Annotated in this window: 14 protein-coding genes; 4 read left to right on the forward strand and 10 right to left on the reverse strand. The window is 37.1% G+C overall.

Annotated elements, in window-relative coordinates:
• Nucleotides 1-1,045: 1,045 nt before the first annotated feature.
• The 4 genes from ilvC (at nt 1,046) to ychF (ending at nt 7,420) form a co-directional block, all read left to right on the forward strand.
• Complete coding sequence (gene ilvC, locus GFK82_RS00405) at nt 1,046-2,524, forward strand: ketol-acid reductoisomerase (protein WP_226810979.1); 1,479 nt, start codon at nt 1,046-1,048, stop codon at nt 2,522-2,524.
• Between the two features lie 1,370 nt (nt 2,525-3,894).
• Nucleotides 3,895-5,040 (forward strand): glycosyltransferase family 4 protein, encoded by a 1,146-nt coding sequence (locus tag GFK82_RS00410; protein ID WP_226810980.1) that lies wholly within the window; start codon nt 3,895-3,897, stop codon nt 5,038-5,040.
• 588 nt (nt 5,041-5,628) lie between these two features.
• Nucleotides 5,629-6,213 carry an aminoacyl-tRNA hydrolase gene (gene pth, locus GFK82_RS00415; protein WP_226810981.1) on the forward strand — a complete coding sequence of 195 codons (585 nt, stop codon included), beginning with the start codon at nt 5,629-5,631 and terminating at the stop codon, nt 6,211-6,213.
• Between the two features lie 115 nt (nt 6,214-6,328).
• Nucleotides 6,329-7,420 (forward strand): redox-regulated ATPase YchF, encoded by a 1,092-nt coding sequence (gene ychF, locus GFK82_RS00420; RefSeq protein WP_226810982.1) that lies wholly within the window; start codon nt 6,329-6,331, stop codon nt 7,418-7,420.
• Nucleotides 7,421-8,757: 1,337 nt separating this feature from the next.
• Here ychF and ihfA read toward each other — a convergent pair.
• From ihfA to mutY, 10 genes are all read right to left on the reverse strand, one after another.
• On the reverse strand, nt 8,758-9,057 hold the full coding sequence (gene ihfA / locus GFK82_RS00425) for an integration host factor subunit alpha (protein WP_226810983.1): 300 nt from the start codon (nt 9,055-9,057) through the stop codon (nt 8,758-8,760).
• Between the two features lie 4 nt (nt 9,058-9,061).
• The gene (gene pheT / locus GFK82_RS00430; RefSeq protein WP_226810984.1) at nt 9,062-11,455 is read right to left on the reverse strand and encodes a phenylalanine--tRNA ligase subunit beta; all 2,394 of its coding nucleotides are present in this window, start codon (nt 11,453-11,455) and stop codon (nt 9,062-9,064) included.
• A 16-nt stretch (nt 11,456-11,471) separates the two neighbouring features.
• Nucleotides 11,472-12,455 carry a phenylalanine--tRNA ligase subunit alpha gene (gene pheS / locus GFK82_RS00435; protein ID WP_226810985.1) on the reverse strand — a complete coding sequence of 328 codons (984 nt, stop codon included), beginning with the start codon at nt 12,453-12,455 and terminating at the stop codon, nt 11,472-11,474.
• A 311-nt stretch (nt 12,456-12,766) separates the two neighbouring features.
• Nucleotides 12,767-13,123: a 50S ribosomal protein L20 gene (gene rplT, locus GFK82_RS00440; RefSeq protein WP_226810986.1), complete on the reverse strand. Its 357-nt coding sequence runs from the start codon at nt 13,121-13,123 to the stop codon at nt 12,767-12,769.
• Between the two features lie 46 nt (nt 13,124-13,169).
• Nucleotides 13,170-13,367 (reverse strand): 50S ribosomal protein L35, encoded by a 198-nt coding sequence (gene rpmI, locus GFK82_RS00445; RefSeq protein ID WP_226810987.1) that lies wholly within the window; start codon nt 13,365-13,367, stop codon nt 13,170-13,172.
• Nucleotides 13,368-13,444: 77 nt separating this feature from the next.
• The gene (infC, locus tag GFK82_RS00450) at nt 13,445-13,993 is read right to left on the reverse strand and encodes a translation initiation factor IF-3 (protein WP_226811314.1); all 549 of its coding nucleotides are present in this window, start codon (nt 13,991-13,993) and stop codon (nt 13,445-13,447) included.
• A gap of 3 nt (nt 13,994-13,996) precedes the next feature.
• Nucleotides 13,997-15,928, reverse strand: a complete 1,932-nt coding sequence (gene thrS, locus GFK82_RS00455) for a threonine--tRNA ligase (RefSeq protein ID WP_226810988.1) — start codon at nt 15,926-15,928, stop codon at nt 13,997-13,999.
• Nucleotides 15,929-17,390: 1,462 nt separating this feature from the next.
• The gene (gene mltC / locus GFK82_RS00460; protein WP_226810989.1) at nt 17,391-18,485 is read right to left on the reverse strand and encodes a membrane-bound lytic murein transglycosylase MltC; all 1,095 of its coding nucleotides are present in this window, start codon (nt 18,483-18,485) and stop codon (nt 17,391-17,393) included.
• A gap of 57 nt (nt 18,486-18,542) precedes the next feature.
• Complete coding sequence (locus GFK82_RS00465; protein WP_226810990.1) at nt 18,543-18,815, reverse strand: oxidative damage protection protein; 273 nt, start codon at nt 18,813-18,815, stop codon at nt 18,543-18,545.
• Between the two features lie 49 nt (nt 18,816-18,864).
• Nucleotides 18,865-19,905: an A/G-specific adenine glycosylase gene (mutY, locus tag GFK82_RS00470; protein WP_226810991.1), complete on the reverse strand. Its 1,041-nt coding sequence runs from the start codon at nt 19,903-19,905 to the stop codon at nt 18,865-18,867.
• Between the last annotated feature and the right edge of the window lie 149 nt (nt 19,906-20,054).

Genomic DNA, 20,054 nt, shown 5'->3' on the forward strand with positions numbered 1-20,054 from the left:
AAAAAGGAGATAGAATGAGTTATTTTTTAATATAGCAGCGGTATTCAATGAATGCGTAATTTTCAACAAGATGATTAAAAATAGCAGATATGAATCTACTAAATATTAGGTTTTCTGCTATTGGGTATAATACTTCTTTACATTTTAATTAAATTAGATTTTTTTATAAATACGAAAAGTAAAAGAGATCATGCATATTATGTTGACGGTATTGCGTCCTATTTTTTTTAATGACATAACACTTGAAGTGCATGTGCGTTAGTAGGGCTATTTTTCTTGTTGATTTACATTGTATCAAGAAATTTTATATAGTTCCTATATTTGTTAAAATACTAAGGTAGTGTTTTTATATGAGCGAGAGGTGTTGTTGAATAGGAAGTTATTTTAGATCTCAGTATTGTATATATAACTAGTAATTGCTAGCAATGCTTAGCATTGCTACACCATGTATTAGAGTGTGATCAGCATCTAGCATGATTAGGGCATACATACTGAAATAGTTCTACCAATACAGTGTTTCTTATTAATGAAGAAACCCCCGAAATCACTGGAAGTGACAAAAGCAGTTGTAGGTATTAATTTAAGATTTAGGAGACGCTAGAAGGCATCATTTAAAAGTATCTAAAAAAAGCCTCCCTTTCTATTTGGAATTCGTGATTCTAGCAGAATGCAAAGGATATTTGAATAGATTGATATGCTCATTAGTTCGTTGGTATGAATTTCATAAGGTAACATCAGTGAGATATACATGAAAAGTAACGAGGATTGATTGCGTTAGTGTATAGATATTGCTTTAGTGAAGTGGAGTTTTTTTGTTAAATTAAGAAATAAGGTGTAAGGAAAATATTCATAAATTTGTCTTAAGAGTGAATCAAACTAGTACTATCTATTGTTGGGAAAGTTCTATAGACGATTTTATAAAATAGATTTTGAATCTATCAATTCAAGAAATGTTTTTCCTAGTTTATAGTGGTTGCCAAAGAAAAATCATGTCCGTAGGTGAATGCTTATGCGACGTCCTAAGACCTCATGAGAGAGTAGATACATGGCTAACTATTTTAATACGTTAAATTTTCGTAACAAGTTGGTGCAGTTAGGTAAATGCCGTTTAATGAGCCGAGATGAGTTTTCAAATGAAGCAGGTTATTTACATGGGAAAAAAGTGGTGATCATCGGCTGTGGTTCTCAAGGTTTAAACCAAGGGTTAAATATGCGTGACTCTGGATTGAACGTAGCGTATGCATTGCGTAAAGAAGCGCTTTCTGAAAAGCGTTTATCTTGGCGCCAGGCGACGGATAATGGTTTTTGTGTCGGTATCTATGAAGAGCTAATTCCGCAAGCGGATTTAGTAGTCAATTTGACCCCCGACAAGCAGCATTCAACAGTTGTGAAGACAGTACAGCCACTTATGAAACAAGGTGCTGCATTAGGTTATTCCCATGGTTTCAACATTGTTGAAGTGGGGGAGAAAATCCGCAATGATATCACTGTGATCATGGTAGCGCCGAAATGTCCGGGTACTGAAGTGCGTGAAGAATTTAAGCGTGGTTTTGGTGTGCCGACTCTGATTGCTGTCCATCCAGAGAATAATTTAAAAAATGATGGCATGTTGCTAGCTAAAGCTTGGGCGGTAGCAATCGGCGGTCATCGTGCTGGGGTACTAGAATCCTCTTTTATTGCTGAGGTTAAGTCTGATTTAATGGGTGAGCAGACTATTCTATGCGGTATGTTGCAGGCTGGCTCATTATTGTGTTTTGATAAAATGATCGAAGATGGGGTTCATCCAGCGTATGCTGGGAAACTTATTCAGTGTGGCTGGGAAGTGACTACTGAAGCACTAAAGCAAGGTGGCATTACATTAATGATGGATCGACTCTCCAATAGTGCAAAATTGCGCGCTTTTGCTCTATCTGAGCAGTTGAAGAAATTAATGAAGCCGTTATTTGAAAAACATATGGACAATATTCTGAGTGGAGTTTTTTCTAGTGAAATGATGGCTGATTGGGTAAATAATGATAGCAAACTGCTTGCCTCACGCAGAGAAACTGGCTGTTCTGCATTTGAAAATGCACCTAATTACAATGACAAGATCAGTGAACAGACCTATTTTGATCATGGCGTGTTAATGATTTCTATGATAAAAGCTGGAGTAGAACTAGCATTTGAAACTATGACGAATTCTGGTATTATGGCTGAGTCAGCTTATTATGAATCTTTACACGAATTGCCGCTTATTGCCAATACCATTGCTCGTAAACGTTTGTATGAGATGAATATAGTAATTTCAGATACTGCTGAATATGGAAATTATTTGTTTTCTAGTTCTGCGGTGGCTTTGCTCAAAGACAAATTTATGAATACACTTCAACTCGGGGACCTGGGTAAGCCGTTAGCAGAGATTTCAATTGATAATGCATATCTTCGTGATGTTAACGAGCTCATTCGCCAGCATCCGATTGAAGTTGTTGGTACTCAACTACGCAGTTATATGAAAGATATGAAACGCATTGCAGTTGCCAATTGATAGGAACAATAGAGCATCATCAATCCTAGAGATATTGTTCGCTGCTATTTAGCGAGGGCTTTTTTTGTTGCAGATGGACAAATTCAGCCCTCTGTTTATGGTCTTATGTCAGATGATATTAACTCTCTTAACTCTTATTGTGAGTTACATATCAAGGTGATTTTCTCGTTTTTACTATGAATTTTCCTAATGGGTTTGATTTTGGATGCTTCTGTATTTCATTGCCGAATAATATCGGGTTATAGATATAGAAGTCCTCTTTCTATTTCTGCAATTATGCCCGAGTTTAGAATAAAAACATTAACCCAAGATTATATAAGAGATATGGTTTAGTGACATTGTTTTTTTGCTATTTTATAGCTTGAAAAGCGAATTAATATGTCCATTTTTAGCTATTTCATTGTATAACACCATTTAGATACAAACGTATATTTATGAATTAAATTTCAAAAAAAATCAGAAAGTTTATGTAAACAAACAATCATTCGGTGTTAGGTAAGGCATAAAGTATCGAGGAAACATAGAGAAAGTTTTAATGTCTCATTTTTTCTGGAGAGGTGAATTATATATACACTGGCTGATATAAAATAAATGTTGGTTATGAGTATATATATTGTTTGTTTTAAAAAACGCTGTATATATGGTCGATAGGTTAGTTTTTTTATTATACTTGTAAAGTATACTAAAGTATCTTGTTTATCATATTTTTATTGGTGCCATCTTTCTTTAGAGAGAAATTCTGTTAAATTTCTCAAATCAATATAAGTTAATAGGGGTATTATATAGATAACTATCATTATCAATAAAAAGAAGTTGTTCTATTTTATTTGTGAGTAAATAATTAATTTTATAACGTTTAACTTTTCATCCTAGATGGTTACATAACGTCCTATTTCATTTCATCTTTTTAGATGAAATAATTATAAATACATATAGTTAAAGACAGGATACTGTAAAAATTTATTTTTGAGGAACGTATTGGCAGCTCATGCGTCTAACTTCAATATTCCTAAGTATTAGGACGTTATTAATACTGATATTCAGAAATAAGAATGAATTTGATAATTACGTTGGCAGTTATGTGTGAATTTCCACATCTCTTTATTTTAAAATCTATATAATAGCTAAACTAAGGATACAAAAAAATAAGTTTTTATTTTAGGGCTTACTGAGCATATTTATATAAATAAAATATGATGAAAAATCGATTGTGTTATACTTGTTGAAGGTTGAATTGTAGTCTGCATTGATCTGTTTTTCGTTATCATCTGAGATGACTTTAATTGGGATTCGAAAAAATAATATCATTGCACTTTATAAAACAAATTTCCTATTAAAAATAGCCCTATGGAGCTTAACGGAAAAAGGACGTGAGGTATGACAAATATCGCTTAGCGATAGTGCGGCAAAGGTATCGGGTTGATGGTGGTGCCGAACGTTTTATTTCTCGCACTTTAGAAGCGCTGCATGACAGCAGATTAGAGTTAAACATCATCACCCGACAGTGGTCGGGTGAAACGCAGTCAGACTGGTGTGTACATATTTGCAATCCTGGCGGGAGAAGTCGGATTGCACGTTTGCAAGGTTTTAATATTGCCGCCCGGAAGTATTGGAAAAAGCAGAACTTCGATCTAGTGCAGAGCCATGAACGCATTGTAGATTGTGATATATTCCGAGCTGGTGATGGTGTTCACCGGGCGTGGTTGGAACAACGAGCGCGGATTATTCCTTCTTATCAGCGCTACCTAACGAAAATTAATCGTTATCATCGCTACGTATTAGCAGCAGAAAAAGAAATGTTTCATTCATCAAAACTAAAGAAAATTATTTGTAATTCAGCGATGGTACAAAGCCAGATCATGTGTCATTATGGGGTAACTAAAGACAAATTCGCATTGATTTATAACGCTATTGATTCGCGGCATTTCCCCCCCCCTGTCGAAGGACAGAGGCGGGTTGCCAGAGAGATTTTATCGATTCCAGAGCAAGCCTGTACGCTAATTTTCGTTGGTTCCGGTTTTGCACGTAAAGGGCTGCGTCAGGCTATTTTTGCGGTAGCTCCTACTAATCGCTATCTAATCGTTGTCGGAAAAGATAAGCAACAAAGTCGTTATGAGGCTTTGACAAAGACTTTAGATTGCCAGGATAGAGTCCGTTTTATAGGAGTCCAAGAAAATGTTCTACCTTTCTATCATGCGGCAGATGCACTAATTTTACCGACGTTATACGATCCGTTTCCAAACGTGATACTGGAGAGTATGTCTTGCGGCTTACCGGTAATTACCAGTCAAACCTGTGGAGGGGCAGAGTTTATCAACCAGGGTCGAGAGGGTTTTGTGTGCGATGCTTTGGATATCGGTAGTTTACAAGCGTTTGCGGCCGAAATACCATGTAGAGATCGAGACCCCACCATGGGAACGGCAGCACGCCAACGTGTTAGCACTTATACCCCCGAAAATTTGTCACATCAGCTCATTGGGCTATATCAGCAACTCCTATCTTGTTCTATAAGATAGTGTTTTATATCACGTTTAATAAAGAAGTGATAAAACATGTTATCCTTCGTTAGGTTTAATGTTTTCTAACGAAAAAGATAGTCCTCACACTCCATTCCTTTATTTGTCATTCACTATTGGTCATTAATCGTCAGTGATAGAAATTCTTGATTGGAATTGTTAAAGTAGCATCATATATTTATCATAGCATAGATCACTTAGCTCTTTTCTTGTGTGTTTTTATGCAACAAATAGAGGGGGTTATTTCTTCAGTAATTACTGTTATACTTCTATATAAAGCTCCTTTACTGAATTCTTGTCTAAATAGTGAGTTGCATTCGAAATGGGGAGAAGGAAAAACTAAGTGTTTAGTTATCAGTGAAAACAAATTATTACAAGGGATATATGGTATCTTTCTTCATGAAGATAATCACAACTAGTTTACATAGAGCTCCTCATCAAAGAGGAGATATGCTAAGAGTTTATAAGATAAACCTAAACCCTCATCAATAAATTTAAATCACAATCCCCTCTAAATTTTCTATCGATTTGCAATATCTAATTCTAATAGAGTCTATAAACGAGAAAAGCGCTAGATGAGAGGAATATGTGACAATTAAATTAATTGTAGGACTAGCTAATCCTAGTGGCGAATATTCCGCAACTCGGCATAATGCTGGTGCCTGGTATGTAGAGGTACTCGCAGCACGTTATGATCAAACGTTAAAAGAGGAGAGAAAATTTTACGGTTACACCGGTTGTTTTACCTTAGAGGATAAGGATATTCGTCTTCTCGTACCCACTACTTTTATGAACCTTAGTGGTAAGGCAGTGACAGTAATGGCTAGGTTTTACCATATTGATCCAAAAGAAATTTTGTTGGCACATGATGAACTAGATTTGTTGCCGGGTTATGCCAGACTGAAGGGAGCGGGAAGTAAGAGCAGTCATAATGGTGTAAAGAATATTATTAGTTGTTTTAGCAAAAATACTTTCTTTCAGCGTTTATGTATTGGTATTGGGCATCCTGGAGATAGAAACAAGGTCGCGGGTTTTGTACTCGGTAAACCATCGATAGTGGAACAACAGTTGATTAATGCCGCTATTGAGGAATCGGTAAATTGTACAGAGATTTTAATCACACAGAATTCCCTAAAGGCTATGAATCGCCTGCATACTTACCGTCCAATGTAAAAGTTTGATCTCGCATCATACTCTGATTATGTGTATTACAAACTTTGTAAATGATTTTATGTCGGCAACAGAAATGCACCGGCTGATAACAGCAAACTAATAAGGTGTAAGTAACATGGGTTTCAAATGTGGTATTGTAGGATTGCCTAACGTGGGCAAATCCACCCTGTTTAATGCCTTAACTAAGGCGCGTATTGAAGCGGAAAATTTCCCATTTTGTACTGTAGAACCTAATACCGGTATTGTTCCCATATCCGATCCCAGAATAGAACAGTTAGCAAAAATAGTTAAACCTAAGCGCACAGTCTCTACCAGTATGCGGTTTGTGGATATTGCTGGTCTAGTAAAAGGTGCATCAAAAGGAGAAGGTTTAGGTAATCAGTTTTTAAGCAATATTCGTGAAAGCGAAGCTCTTTGTCATGTGGTACGTTGTTTTGAAAACGACCAGGTTATTCACGTGCATGGAAAAGTTAATCCATCAGAAGATATTGATATTATCAATACCGAGTTAGCCCTCTCTGATCTAGCCGTGTGTGAAGACGCTATTTATCAGGTAAACAAGTGCGTTAAAAGTAGCAATAAGGATACTAAACTGCAATTGTTAACGCTGGAAAAATGTTTTCAGTATCTTAGTAATGCCAGAATGTTAAGAACGTTAGATCTCTCAAGTAATGAGAAAAAGGCTATCCGCTCTTTTAGTTTTCTGACACTTAAACCTAGTATGTATGTCGCAAACGTAAATGAGGATGGTTTGAGTGACAATCATCATTTAGATAAGGTACGGTCTATTGCTGCAGGTGAGGGATCAGTGGTGGTTTCAGTTTGTGCCGCTATAGAATCTGATATTACTAAGTTTGAAAAAGAAGAACGTGATGCATTTATACGAGAGTTGGGTTTTGAAGAGTCAGGTCTGTATCGTGTTACCCGAGCAGGCTATAAGTTATTAAATTTGCAAACGTATTTTACTGTTGGTGTGAAAGAAGTACGAGCGTGGACTATCCCGGTTGGTACGACTGCTCCTCAAGCTGCAGGTAAAATTCATAGCGATTTCGAAAAGGGATTTATTCGAGCTCAGACGATTTCCTTTAGTGATTTTATAACCTATAAAGGGGTTCAAGGAGCTAAAGAAGCTGGAAAGATGCGCTCTGAAGGGAAAGAATATATAGTTCATGATGGTGATGTAATGCATTTTCTATTTCACGTTTAGTGTCTTTTGTGCTCTCATTTAAAGTGAAGCCAAGCTGGTATGCTATTTAATTGATCATGTGAATCGTAATACTCTTTTAAGAATGTTTTTAGATAACAATTAAATTATTTTAATAAATTTTATCCCGATTTTAGTATGTTATTTAAAATAAAACTTAGGGGATTTTTTCTATTAAAATATATATATTATTGCTTCTGAATTATAGTAAATACACTGAAATTTATCAAATTCATCTGTCATTAATGATCTCTAATTGAAGATTACACTTGTAATGAAAATAGATGATATAATCAAAGTTTATGGTTTTTATAGATATTAACATAAGAATAAATTTTATTTATTGTGAGAGAAAGAGAGATAAGAGATTTAGAAAAGCATTGGTTTCATATTATTTATGTCTGTTTTCATGAAATGAATAGGATGACTCTACAATCATTAAAAAGATATCACGCGAGGTTCGACCTAGTGAAGTTAGTAAAAGGTATGAAAAAACCGTTAGGTAGCTCTACCTAACAAACAGGAAAAACGTTTAAATCTAACAGTAATCATTATTACAATATAAGTGTTAAGCTAAGAAATGTTATTTCAATAGAAATATTTTTAAGTGATATTTTATTCTTCATCAAAAATAATCTTTCCCTGATTTTTCCTTAAAAAGGATATGTTAAAAACATTTATCAAATTAGGATATTAGTAAAATGCTTATCTATATATTAGATGTGCTTGGACCCGATGTAAGAGCGGTGTAATAAGAAAAGGTAAACAAAGAGATATCCATCCTAATAAATAGATTTTTAAAATTATATAGAGAGTGTATATACAGTAAACCAAAAAATATAGATGTGGATCTATATTTATGTCTTTAGTATAGTAAAGATTGTTTTTTTATTTTTTCAAACGAAGTAAATTATATTTCTATCAAAATAGAAATTTCTGTTTTTGTTTTTTGAACATATCGATTTATCCTATTCTAGATATAGATATCTACCGGATATGCAACGAGTAGTGCACGAGATAATTGGATTAGATTAGATCTATAGAATATTTAGTATTAGGTAAGAATGTACATGATTGATTTAAATTTTAAAATTTTATTTTTACATTCAATTTAAGATCACGGCTTCGTGTTAATTTATATTAACAAACTGAAATTATTATCAATGCACTATACTTTGTTAAATTTGAATTGAATCTCCCCTACAGTTGTTTATTTAATATAAATGGATAATGGCAAAAAATACTGACTGTCTTTTGGGTCATGACTCGGATTGATTGATAATGACGGAGCAATATTAGCCATGTCATGACCCAAAGGCTGATGCTGTAGTACACCTTTTTTAGATCTGCTTTCGTGAAGAATTTTCCACACGGATTTTTAATTTTTGACCTGGGCGAAATGTCACTACCCGGCGGGCTGTAATTGGAATATCCTCCCCAGTTTTTGGATTACGGCCTGGGCGCTGATTTTTTTTGCGCAAATCAAAATTACCAAAGCCTGATAATTTTACCTGCTCTCCATTTTCTAACGCCAGACGTACTTCTTCAAAAAATCGTTCTACTATTTCTTTAGCATCCCGTTTGCTTAGTCCAAGCTTTTTAAACAGGTATTCTGACATTTCAGCTTTAGTAAGCGCCATAAGTTCAATCCCTCAAGGATGCTTGGAATCGTTGCTTTAATCCCGCTACGCATTTCGCAACGGTTGCAGCAATCTCCTCTTCTTCCAGTGTACGAGCGGTATCTTGTAAGATCAGGCTAATAGCCAAACTCTTAAAACCTTTCGCTACGTTACTGCCCCGGTATACGTCAAATAAATTTATATTAACCAATTGACCTTTAGCAATTTTCTTGCATTGTGCGATAATCTCTGCAGAAGGGATATCATCAGATACTACCACAGCGATATCGCGGCGGTTAGCTGGAAAACGAGAAATATGACTTGTTTCCGTCACTTTATAATCGTTAATCTTCTCCCAGAGAAGTTCAAATACTACGGAACGGCCATTTAAATTGAGTTTAGCCCCAAGCTCTGGATGAATAACACCAATAAATCCAATAGCTTCATTCTTAAGATAAATTTCAGCGCTTTGGCCTGGATGTAACGCAGGATGTTGTTGTGCTCTAAACTCAATATCGTTTAATTTACCAGTAAGCTCAAGTATTGCCTCAAGATCACCTTTGGCATCGTAAAAATCTACTATTCGTCGCGTTTGACTCCAATGTTCATCGAACTGCAAACCAGCAATGACTCCACCTAGCATCAGATCCTGACGAATGCCTAGATTTACGGTTTTATCAGGGATAAAGCGGAATCCGCTTTCAAAGATCCGGATTCGCTGTTGCTGACGATTCTGATTATAGACTACCACTTTAAGAAGAGCAGTCCATAATGAGACACGCATAGTAGACATATCCTTAGAAATCGGACTGGATAATTCCAATGCTCTCTGTTGAGGATGGAGGAGTATCTGACTTTTTGGATCAACAAAACTGTAAGTGATTACTTCCTGATATCCGCGATCTACCAGTAGTGTTTTTACACGAGATAGTGGCATTAATGTCTCAGGATGATGAGGCATTAGTAAATCGGTACGCACCGGCACATTCGGAATGGCAGTATAACCGTATATGCGTAAGACTTCTTCAATTAAATCTTCTTCAATAGCTATATCAAAACGCCAGCTTGGAGCGAGGGTTTTCCAGCCTACCTTTTCGATGCGATTAACCTGACAGCCAAGACGTGTTAGAATATTGTTTACATCTTCATCTGGAATAAAATGACCGATTATGCGATCTAGAGTTTTCCTGTATAGCATAATAGTAGCTGGTTTTCTAATCGAAGTTTTAGACGTGACATCAATAATTGACCCTGGTTCCCCTCCACAAATGGTTATTAATAGTGAGGTCGCCCGCTCTATAGCACGAAGTTGAAGAGTCGGATCTACGCCGCGTTCGTAACGATTCCCTAGATCCGGATGTAATCCATACTGGCGTGCTCGACCAATAATGGCTAATGGACAGAAAAAAGCGGATTCTAAGACTACATCACGACTAATTGGAGTAATGTGAGAAGAAGCTCCACCAACAATCCCTGCTAGCGCTAACACTTTTTTGCGATCGGCAATCACAAGTGTATCAGGTAAGAGTGTGATAGCGCTGCCGTCAATTAAGGTTAGACCTTCATTTGGTCTTGCATAACGTACGACAAGACCTCCCTCAATGCAATTGCGATCAAAAGTCTGTATAGGTTGTCCTAGTTCTAATAATACATAATTAGTAATATCCGTTATCACCACGTCTGTTGATTTCATGCCGCATCGTCGTAGTTTTTCTTTTATCCATAACGGTGTTTTGGTACTAAAATCGATATTTTTTATCACGCGAGCTAAATAGCGTGGACAAGCTTCGGTTTCATCGATGCGAATCAGTATTGTGTCATTAATAATCGGCAATATTTTTTTAATGATAGGGAAACAGAGTGGTAGCTGATTATATACTGCTATCTCTCGAGCAATACCTAGTAGACTTAGGCAATCAGCGCGGTTCGGTGTGACACTAATATTGATACTATGATCTTCTAGCTTAAGATAATCTCGGATATTCTTACCAATAGGAGCATCTTTTGGTAGTTCAATAACGCCATCTTTCTCACCAGAAATACCCAAGTTTGAAAACGAGCACAGCATGCCTTCCGATAGCTCACCATATAATTTTGTTGTTTTTATTATTAAATCTCCTGGTAGAAAAGCACCAGGAGTGGCTACTGCGACCCGTATATCGATGCGGTAGTCGGATAAATTGCAGATGATATCCAGTAGTCGAGTGCTACCGATGTTAACTTTGGTAATCTTTAATTTTTCATTTTTTGGGTGAGGGCGGCATTCCACCACCTGGCCTACTACTATACCGGTAAAATGACCGGAGACGGGCTCTACGCTCTCTACTTCTAGCCCAGCCATGGTTAATTGATCCGCTAGTACCTCGCTAGAAATAGGTGGATTTACCCATTCACGCAACCACAATTCACTGAATTTCATGCGGTTATCCTATTTTTTATTTAAATTGTTTTAGAAAACGTAGATCATTTTCGAAAAATGCGCGTAAATCCTTGATGCCGTAACGTAGCATTGTTAACCGTTCTATACCTATCCCAAAAGCGAAACCAGAATGAATCTTTGGGTCAATGTTGACATTGCAAAGCACATTCGGATGAACCATACCGCAGCCTATTACTTCTAGCCAGCGACCCTGTGTTCCCATGATATCCACTTCAGCGGAGGGCTCAGTAAATGGAAAATAGGATGGACGGAAACGAATCTGAAGATCTTCTTCAAAGAAATTTCGGAGAAAATCATATAGTGTTCCCTTGAGGTTTGTGAAAGTGATATGGCTATCGATAATCAGTCCTTCCATCTGATGAAACATGGGGGTATGAAGTTTATCATAATCGTTACGGTATACCCGTCCTGGCACAATAATACGAATCGGTGGTGTTTGTGTTTTCATAATACGAATCTGTACAGAAGAAGTTTGCGTGCGCAATAGGTGAGTGCCATCTAACCAGAATGTATCGTGATCCGTGCAAGCGGCATGATGAGTGGGAATATTAAGCGCGGTGAAATTATGATAAACATCCTCGATTTCAGGACCAGTGGCGACTGAAAACCCTAATGCACTGAAGAAGTTTTCAATACGTGCAATGGTCCTTGATACTGGGTGTAAACCGCCGTTTTCGATACGTCGTCCAGGTAAGGAGACATCTAGAGTTTCCTCTACCAACTTTGCTTTTAGGGCTAGCTGTTCTAATAGGATTTTGCGTTTGGTAATGGCTTCTTGGCAGTCTCGCTTCACTTGGTTTATCAGAGCACCTGCTGCAGGTCGATTTTGGAGTTCCAAATTTTGGAGGGTGTCCATTACTTGGGAAAAATATCCTTTCTTACCTAAATATTGAATCCGTATTAACTCTAATGTGTTTAAGTCTTGAGACTGTTCGATGGCTACTTGAGCCTGTACAACTAACTCTGAGAGATGTTGCATTACTTTCCTCTTCTGCCTGCTGTTGATGGCTTAAGCGTAAAATGAGGGAGCCTTGCTCTTTGGGTGTGCGCTATGCACCTTGACTCAGCAATAAAAAAGCCTCCACGCTTGGAGGCTCAGTACTTTTTCGCTTCTTGACGTAGATGTAAGCCTCTAGGAAGCAGGTATAAAAGCAAAAAAAACAATAAAAAATAGCAATATTTATGTATGCATATATAATATTTGAATTATTTCATATTGTGCTAAAAATCACATCCTTTTATGTATGACAAGAAAGCCGGAGATAGGTTTCGCCTCTTTTTTACTAAATGTTATCCTATGACAAGTTTTGCTTTATCAGCGATAGCGGTGAAGGCGACTTTGTCGAATACGGCTATATCCGCTAGGATTTTACGGTCAACCTCAATTGACGCTCGTTTCAAGCCATGGATCAATCGACTGTAAGAAATACCGTTTTGACGGGCCGCGGCATTGATGCGCGCAATCCATAACTGACGGAAATAACGCTTCTTTTGACGACGGTCACGATAAGCGTACTGACCCGCTTTGATAACCGCTTGAAAGGCCACACGGTAAACACGTGAACGGGCACCATAGTAACCTTTCGCTTGCTTCAAGATTTTTTTATGCCGTGCGCGCGCTATTACACCACGTTTTACGCGAGCCATATATTCCCTCCTTAAGTTTGTTTATGCTAAGCCGTTAAAGTGATCCTTATATGTAAGGTAAGCAACGCACGATTGAACTGAGATCTCCTTTAGAAAGTGTTGACTTTGGTCGAAGTTGACGTTTACGTTTTGTGGATTTTTTAGTTAAAATGTGACGTAAATGAGCATGTTTATGTTTAAAATTACCTGACGCTATTTTTTTAAAGCGCTTTGCAGCGCCGCGTATTGTCTTAATTTTTGGCATGAGTGGATTTCTACTCCGCATTGTTAATAAATATAAATCAACGAGAGGCAGGTAACGCCGAAGAGGCGTTTTATATGTCAGGCCTTATTGCTTTTTTTAGGTGCGAGTACCATGATTATCTGTCGGCCTTCAATCTTGGAGGGGAAAGATTCCACCATCGCCCATTCGCTGAGATCGTTACGAACGCGGTTAAGTACTTCCATTCCAATCTGTTGGTGCGCCATCTCACGTCCACGAAAACGCAGGGTGATTTTGGTTTTATCACCGTCTTCCAGAAAACGAATTAGATTTCGTAGTTTTACCTGATAGTCGCCTTCATCAGTTCCAGGTCGAAATTTTATTTCCTTAATTTGGATGACTTTTTGCTTCTTTTTCTGTTCTTTAGTAGATTTACTTTTCTCATAGAGAAACTTTCCGTAATCCATGATTCGGCACACTGGCGGCTCGGCATTGGGGCTAATTTCGACTAAATCAACGCCAGATTCTTCGGATTTTTCAAGCGCCTCATTTAGACTAACAATACCAATCTGCTCGCCGTCGATATCCGTCAGACGAACCTCGGAGACGCGGATTTCTCGATTAATACGATGAGGCCGCGCCGATTGAACTCGTTTTCCGCCTTTAATACTTTATTCCTCCAGTTGATGAAGATTACGGCTGCTGATTTCATAATGCAGCTTTTCAATAACTTCGCTAACGGCAAGACTGCCTAAGTTTTTACTAAAGCGCGTACGAACAGCGACTTTTCCTACTGCCATTTCTCGATCTCCACAGATCAACATGTATGGCACTCGATGTAAAGTATGTTCCCGGATTTTAAAGCCTATTTTTTCATTTCTCAAATCCATTTTCACCCGAAGACCAGCGGCTGACAATTTTTCCGTTACTTTTATAACATAATTTGCTTGATTGTCAGTAATATTCATTACGATAACATGTGTCGGTGCTAGCCAGGTTGGGTAAAAACCGGCATATTCTTCTGTCAGAATGCCAATAAAGCGTTCTATTGATCCTAAAATAGCGCGGTGAATCATGACCGGAACTATGCGTTCGTTATTTTCTCCAACGTAAGATGCGTTTAAACGACCAGGTAGCGAAAAATCTAGCTGAACCGTACCACATTGCCAGGCACGATCCAGGCAATCAAGAAGGGTAAATTCAATTTTAGGACCATAAAAAGCTCCTTCGCCTGGTTGGTATTCAAATATCACACCACTTTGCTTTAAGGCGGCGGCTAAGTCTTCCTCTGCTTGATCCCAGACCTCATCGTTAGCGATACGTTTTTCTGGACGGGTAGAGAGTTTAACTATAATTTTTTTAAATCCAAAAGTAGCATAAACATCATACACCATTTTGATGCAATTGTTTACTTCATCTCGCACCTGATCTTTAGTGCAAAAAATATGCCCATCATCCTGAGTAAAGGCTCGTACTCGCATTAGGCCATGTAGAGACCCAGACGGTTCATTTCTATGGCAGCTACCGAATTCAGCCATACGCAATGGTAGATCTCGATAGGATTTTAATCCTTGATTAAAAATCTGTACGTGTCCCGGGCAATTCATGGGTTTAATGCAATACTCCCGATTCTCTGATGATGTGGTGAACATATGTTCGGCGTAATTATCCCAGTGGGCTGTTTTTTCCCATAGTATACGGTCCATCATGAATGGCCCTTTCACTTCCTGATATTGGTAGGTTTGAAGTTTCATGCGAATAAAAGCTTCTAGCTCCCGAAAAAGAATCCATCCGTCGTTATGCCAAAAGACCATACCCGACGCTTCTTCCTGTATATGATAAAGATCAAGTTGTTTACCAATTTTACGATGATCGCGCTTTCCCACTTCTTCTAAATGCTTTAAATAGTCATGCAGTTGTTTTTGATCGCCCCAGGCGGTACCGTAAATACGTTGCAGCATTTTATTTTGACTATCACCACGCCAGTATGCCCCAGAGATTTTTTCCAGTTTAAAAAACTGACAGAAGCGTATATTGGGGACGTGTGGGCCCCGGCATATATCTATATATTCTTCATGATGATAAAGTGTTAGAGAAGTATCATGACTAATGTTCTCATCGAGAATAGCCACTTTGTAATCTTCACCTCGAGATAAAAAAGTATTTCTGGCATGCTTCCAGCTAACTTTTGTCTTAATAACGTCGTAGTGTTTTGCTGCGAGTTGGTGCATCCGTTTTTCTATCAGACCTAGATCAGCTTGGGTTAAGGTATGACTAATATCGACATCATAATAAAAACCTTGATGATTTACTGGACCCATTGCCATTTTCGTATTTGGCCACAATTGTTTTATGGCATGGCCTAGCAAATGTGCACAGGAGTGGCGGATGATGTCCAATCCTGTCTTATCTTTAGAGGTAATGATAGTAAGCTGAGTATCGTAATCAATTGTATCACCAGCATCGATCAGGTCCTTTTTATTAATCAGGCCAGCAATGCAGGCCTTAGCTAATCGAGGAGAGATAGTTCGGGCAATATCAATAGGGGATACCGGCTCTGTAAACTGACGCTGAGTGGCGTCAGGGAGACTGATAACGGGCATGTGGCTTTCCTTAAACTGCAGTGGTGATGTATATACATAAGATCACGTAGAAAAAGTAAAAAAATAAATTTTAACAAATCAAAAATGCTATCCAGCTATACCTTTTGAAATATATATAGACTATTTTCCCTGTCTTATATTTTAACTTGTTGAATTTGAATATGCTTGGATTATAAAATCGGGTTGTTTTGGCAAAGATTTTTGATTGGTTCTCAAAGCTATCTTTACCGCTATCTATTTTTCAACTATCGTTGATTTCAAATAAGTACCTCTAAGCTAGATGATGCTGTAATCAAGATAATTTTACTCTATAAAATTCACTCATTTATCAGTTTTATTAGCTAACTAGGAAGGCTCTTATGGCTTTAATTTTATAGAATTAAGTGGAGTATTTATATAACTCAGTGAGTTATTGACAATACTGTAACTCGTTACGTTCATGAGTTTGATGTGTAACGACCATATCGTGTTATTTTGGATTTGCATAATCAAACCATGCAGCATTCTTTTCGTATGAGTTCAGTTTGTTATCATAGGGAGTTGTCATACATCATCTGATGATACATGTTTTATATCGTTTCTCATTTCAAAAAAAAGCAAAATACTTGTGCGATACGAGAAAGAACTAGGATATAGAGATATGAATCTAAATGATGTTCATTTATCTATTAAGTGTTTTTTCTTACTACATAACCGGGAAAACATAACAAAACTGTATAACATCTAAAATAATAATTTCATCTTAAGTTTTATTCACATAAAGAATGTTTTTAGCCATTTATTTTTTAATTTAAACACGAGATGATGATTTATAATTAATTATGTGAAAATTATTTTTTATACATTTTTTACTTAGTTTGTTTCATATCAAAATAGTTCACAAAGGATATGTTTCGGCAACTTTGATTTTATTATAGATTTTATCTAAGAAGGAATGGTCTATCTCAAGATAGATATCTTCTTTAGTTTTTCCTGTTTTTTATAAAGTTTAAATCTGGTAAAAGATAGTTAGGAATGATACCTGATAACGGTTTATAGAATATGTACCATATCTAAAGATAAAGGTTATTTACCATAGTAGTTTTATTTTATATTTGTAATAAATTTAATTAATTATCTAAATTATTTGATCTTGATTGAGCGGCTTAATGATATTGGAAAATAGTGAGATAGTTAAATGAGAATAATGTAAAAAATAGAAATATTATGGCTGGATGTAAAATTAAATTTTTTAAGTATCACTTCTAATACGGAAAAGCATCGGACTTATTTTATAAGTACCTAACTAGGTTAGCAATGGGTTTATATATAGCAAGATACTTTTCTATAGTGTCACGGTTATTTAGAAGATACGTTATTGCTGTTATATCTGCGATTGTTGAGAGTGTCTCCTTCTTGATGCTGTCTATATCAAAGGGAGTAGAGAAGATTATGGTTTGTTTTTACTTCTATAGCGATAGATTCAGGGCTTGTCGATACCATTAATATCTGTATTTTTTTGAAAATGAGTCACTTTATATAAATAGTGTCGTGCTTCAATTGAAGGATGTTGCGTGGATAATATTTTATATACTTCGTTTGGACGCATGGCGTTAATTATGTGGAAGGCTTGATTTTGCTCGCGTGCGAAGATTCTTAGCACACTACCGGCGCCTCCGTTATAGGCGGTAATCACCGCGTAGCGCCGTGATACGGGATTAGCAATACCACCTAAGTAGCTATTTTGTAACATGCTTAAATAGGCAGTACCAATATCAATGTTGTTTTCTGGATCTAATAAGTCCCTACGGTTAGGCTGACCCCACTTTCCTTTCATTTTAAATACATCACGTCCTGCGGTTTTTCGTACTACCTGCATCAAACCTAGTGCATCTGCGTGGCTTACCGCATAGGGGTTAAAATTTGACTCTGTTTGTATAATCGCGAGAATTAGTGACTGATCAACACCATAGTGTTTTGAGGCTCTACGTATTATACTGAGATATTTATAAGCACGTTTTTCCATATGTTTCGGTACTAGCTGAATGGTAATAAAAAAAATTTTTCTAGAGCCATTTGTGCGTTTCTGTAAACAGGTATTCAGAAGATAATCGGCAAAATGACTGGCATGCCACTTCCATCGAATAGGTTCCCCTTTATCATCAAGAATTTGATTTTCATGAAGAAATATTTTTTTGTTGACCTGAACGTTACCTGTATCTAAATCAAGATCGATTATGCTGGGATCCATATCCATTAACATGGTGTGAATAAGCGATTGGCGTAAATGCTCTCTCGGATTGTCATCGGCAATTGTTTCAATCGTGATGGTACCGGTATCCATGTTTAGGTCACTTCGAGTTTTATATTGATCACTATATGTAATATGGTCTTTGGGTCTAGTAATTGCACTTTCATTTGGCCCCCAGAGATTTTCAATATTATAAGAAAATTGATTTATCAAGACATCAAAACCGTTAGTGTCTTTGATTTTCGTTTTGTTTTTCACTCTATTTTTTATACTAGAACATGACATCAATAATGAGGAAATAATTAATAAAAACAATAGTTTTTTCATGTGATGAGCCGTATCAAGACTGGAAGTCTTAAGAACTTATCCCGCTATGGAAAGAAGTTATGCACTTGATGGGGTATGCCCCTCCAGATGTACATCCTGATCCTTAAATAGAAAATTTATCATTTCTTTTTCCAATGTTTTACGATCTTTAGCCTTGATCAAACAAAGTTTCTTTTCGTTAATAAGCATCGTTTGTTTTATTTTCCACTGCGTCCATGCTGCTTGAGAAATATTTTCATAAATACGCTTCCCCAGTTCTCCTGGATAAAACTCAAAATCCTGTCCTTTTTCTTCTCGCTTCAAAAAGACACAATAAATTATTCTAGCCATATTTTTTCCTCTTTTTATCAGTTATTAGAGATAAGGTAGTATATTGAAGCTAGTGAAGCTGAAACAGCAATCGCCTCACCGGTGTTGCCAGTCCGATCAGCGACGGTGTAGTTAAGTTATACCAGAGTCCGGTACCTTCATCCATGGAGCATTGAATGCTACGCACCTTCTGCCAGATTGGTATAATGTCTAAATAGAAATGACTAAAAGTATGATGTATACAACTCAGTTGTTGGAATTGGTCATATGGAAAACCATGTTGATTGAGCCAGATAGCTAATGATTCCAGAGCCGAAAACTGGGGAAAACAGAACAGACCACCCCACACACCCAGTGCAGGGCGTTGTTCAAGCCACACGTGGTTCTTGTGTTGCAGAAGCAAAAACCAGGTGGTTTTTTTTGGCAAGATCTTTTTGGTTTTTTTACCAGGATATTTTGTCCAATTATTAGTTAGATAGGCCTGACAACCCTTTTTTAATGGGCAGTGTATGCATTTCGGTCGAGAGCGGATACAGACCATCGCACCTAAATCCATCATGCCTTGGTTAAATTGGGCCACTTTTTTAGCCGGAGTGAGATTTTCAGTAAGTTGCCACAGATGGTTTTCTACCTTTTTTTTACCAGGCCATCCAGAAATTCCATAGTATCGGGAGAGGACCCGTTTTACATTACCGTCAAGAATCGGATAGTGCTTATGAAAAGCGAGAGACAAGATTGCGCCAGCGGTAGATCGGCCAATGCCAGGCAGGGCGATAATAGAATCAAAGTTTGAAGGAAATTCACCATGATATTGTTTCACGATAAGCTGAGCTGTTTTATGAAGATTGCGTGCGCGAGCGTAGTACCCTAAGCCTGTCCACAAATGCAAAACTTCATTTAGAGAAGCTGCTGCTAACTGGAAGACATCAGGAAATTCAGTTATAAAGCGTTGAAAATAAGGGATAACTGTGATCACTTGTGTTTGCTGCAACATGATTTCCGATAACCAGATTGTATATGGCGTTTTCTCTAGTTGCCAAGGTAGTGTTTTTCGCCCGACTTGCTGGTACCAGGTTAGAACGAGTTGTGCGAATAGCAGTGTTTCCGTCATGGAGAAAGTATCGTCTAGATAGACCAAAATTCACGTTATTAATAATAATGTATGATTTGAGCATAGTGCAGATAGACTGTAAATAAGAATTTACCTCTGTTCTATGAAGATTCATTGGTTTTATTATTGTATAATAAATACTAAGCAAC

Origin of the sequence: Candidatus Steffania adelgidicola, assembly GCF_020541225.1 — a bacterium.
GTDB classification, from domain to species: Bacteria; Pseudomonadota; Gammaproteobacteria; order Enterobacterales; family Enterobacteriaceae; genus Steffania; species Steffania adelgidicola.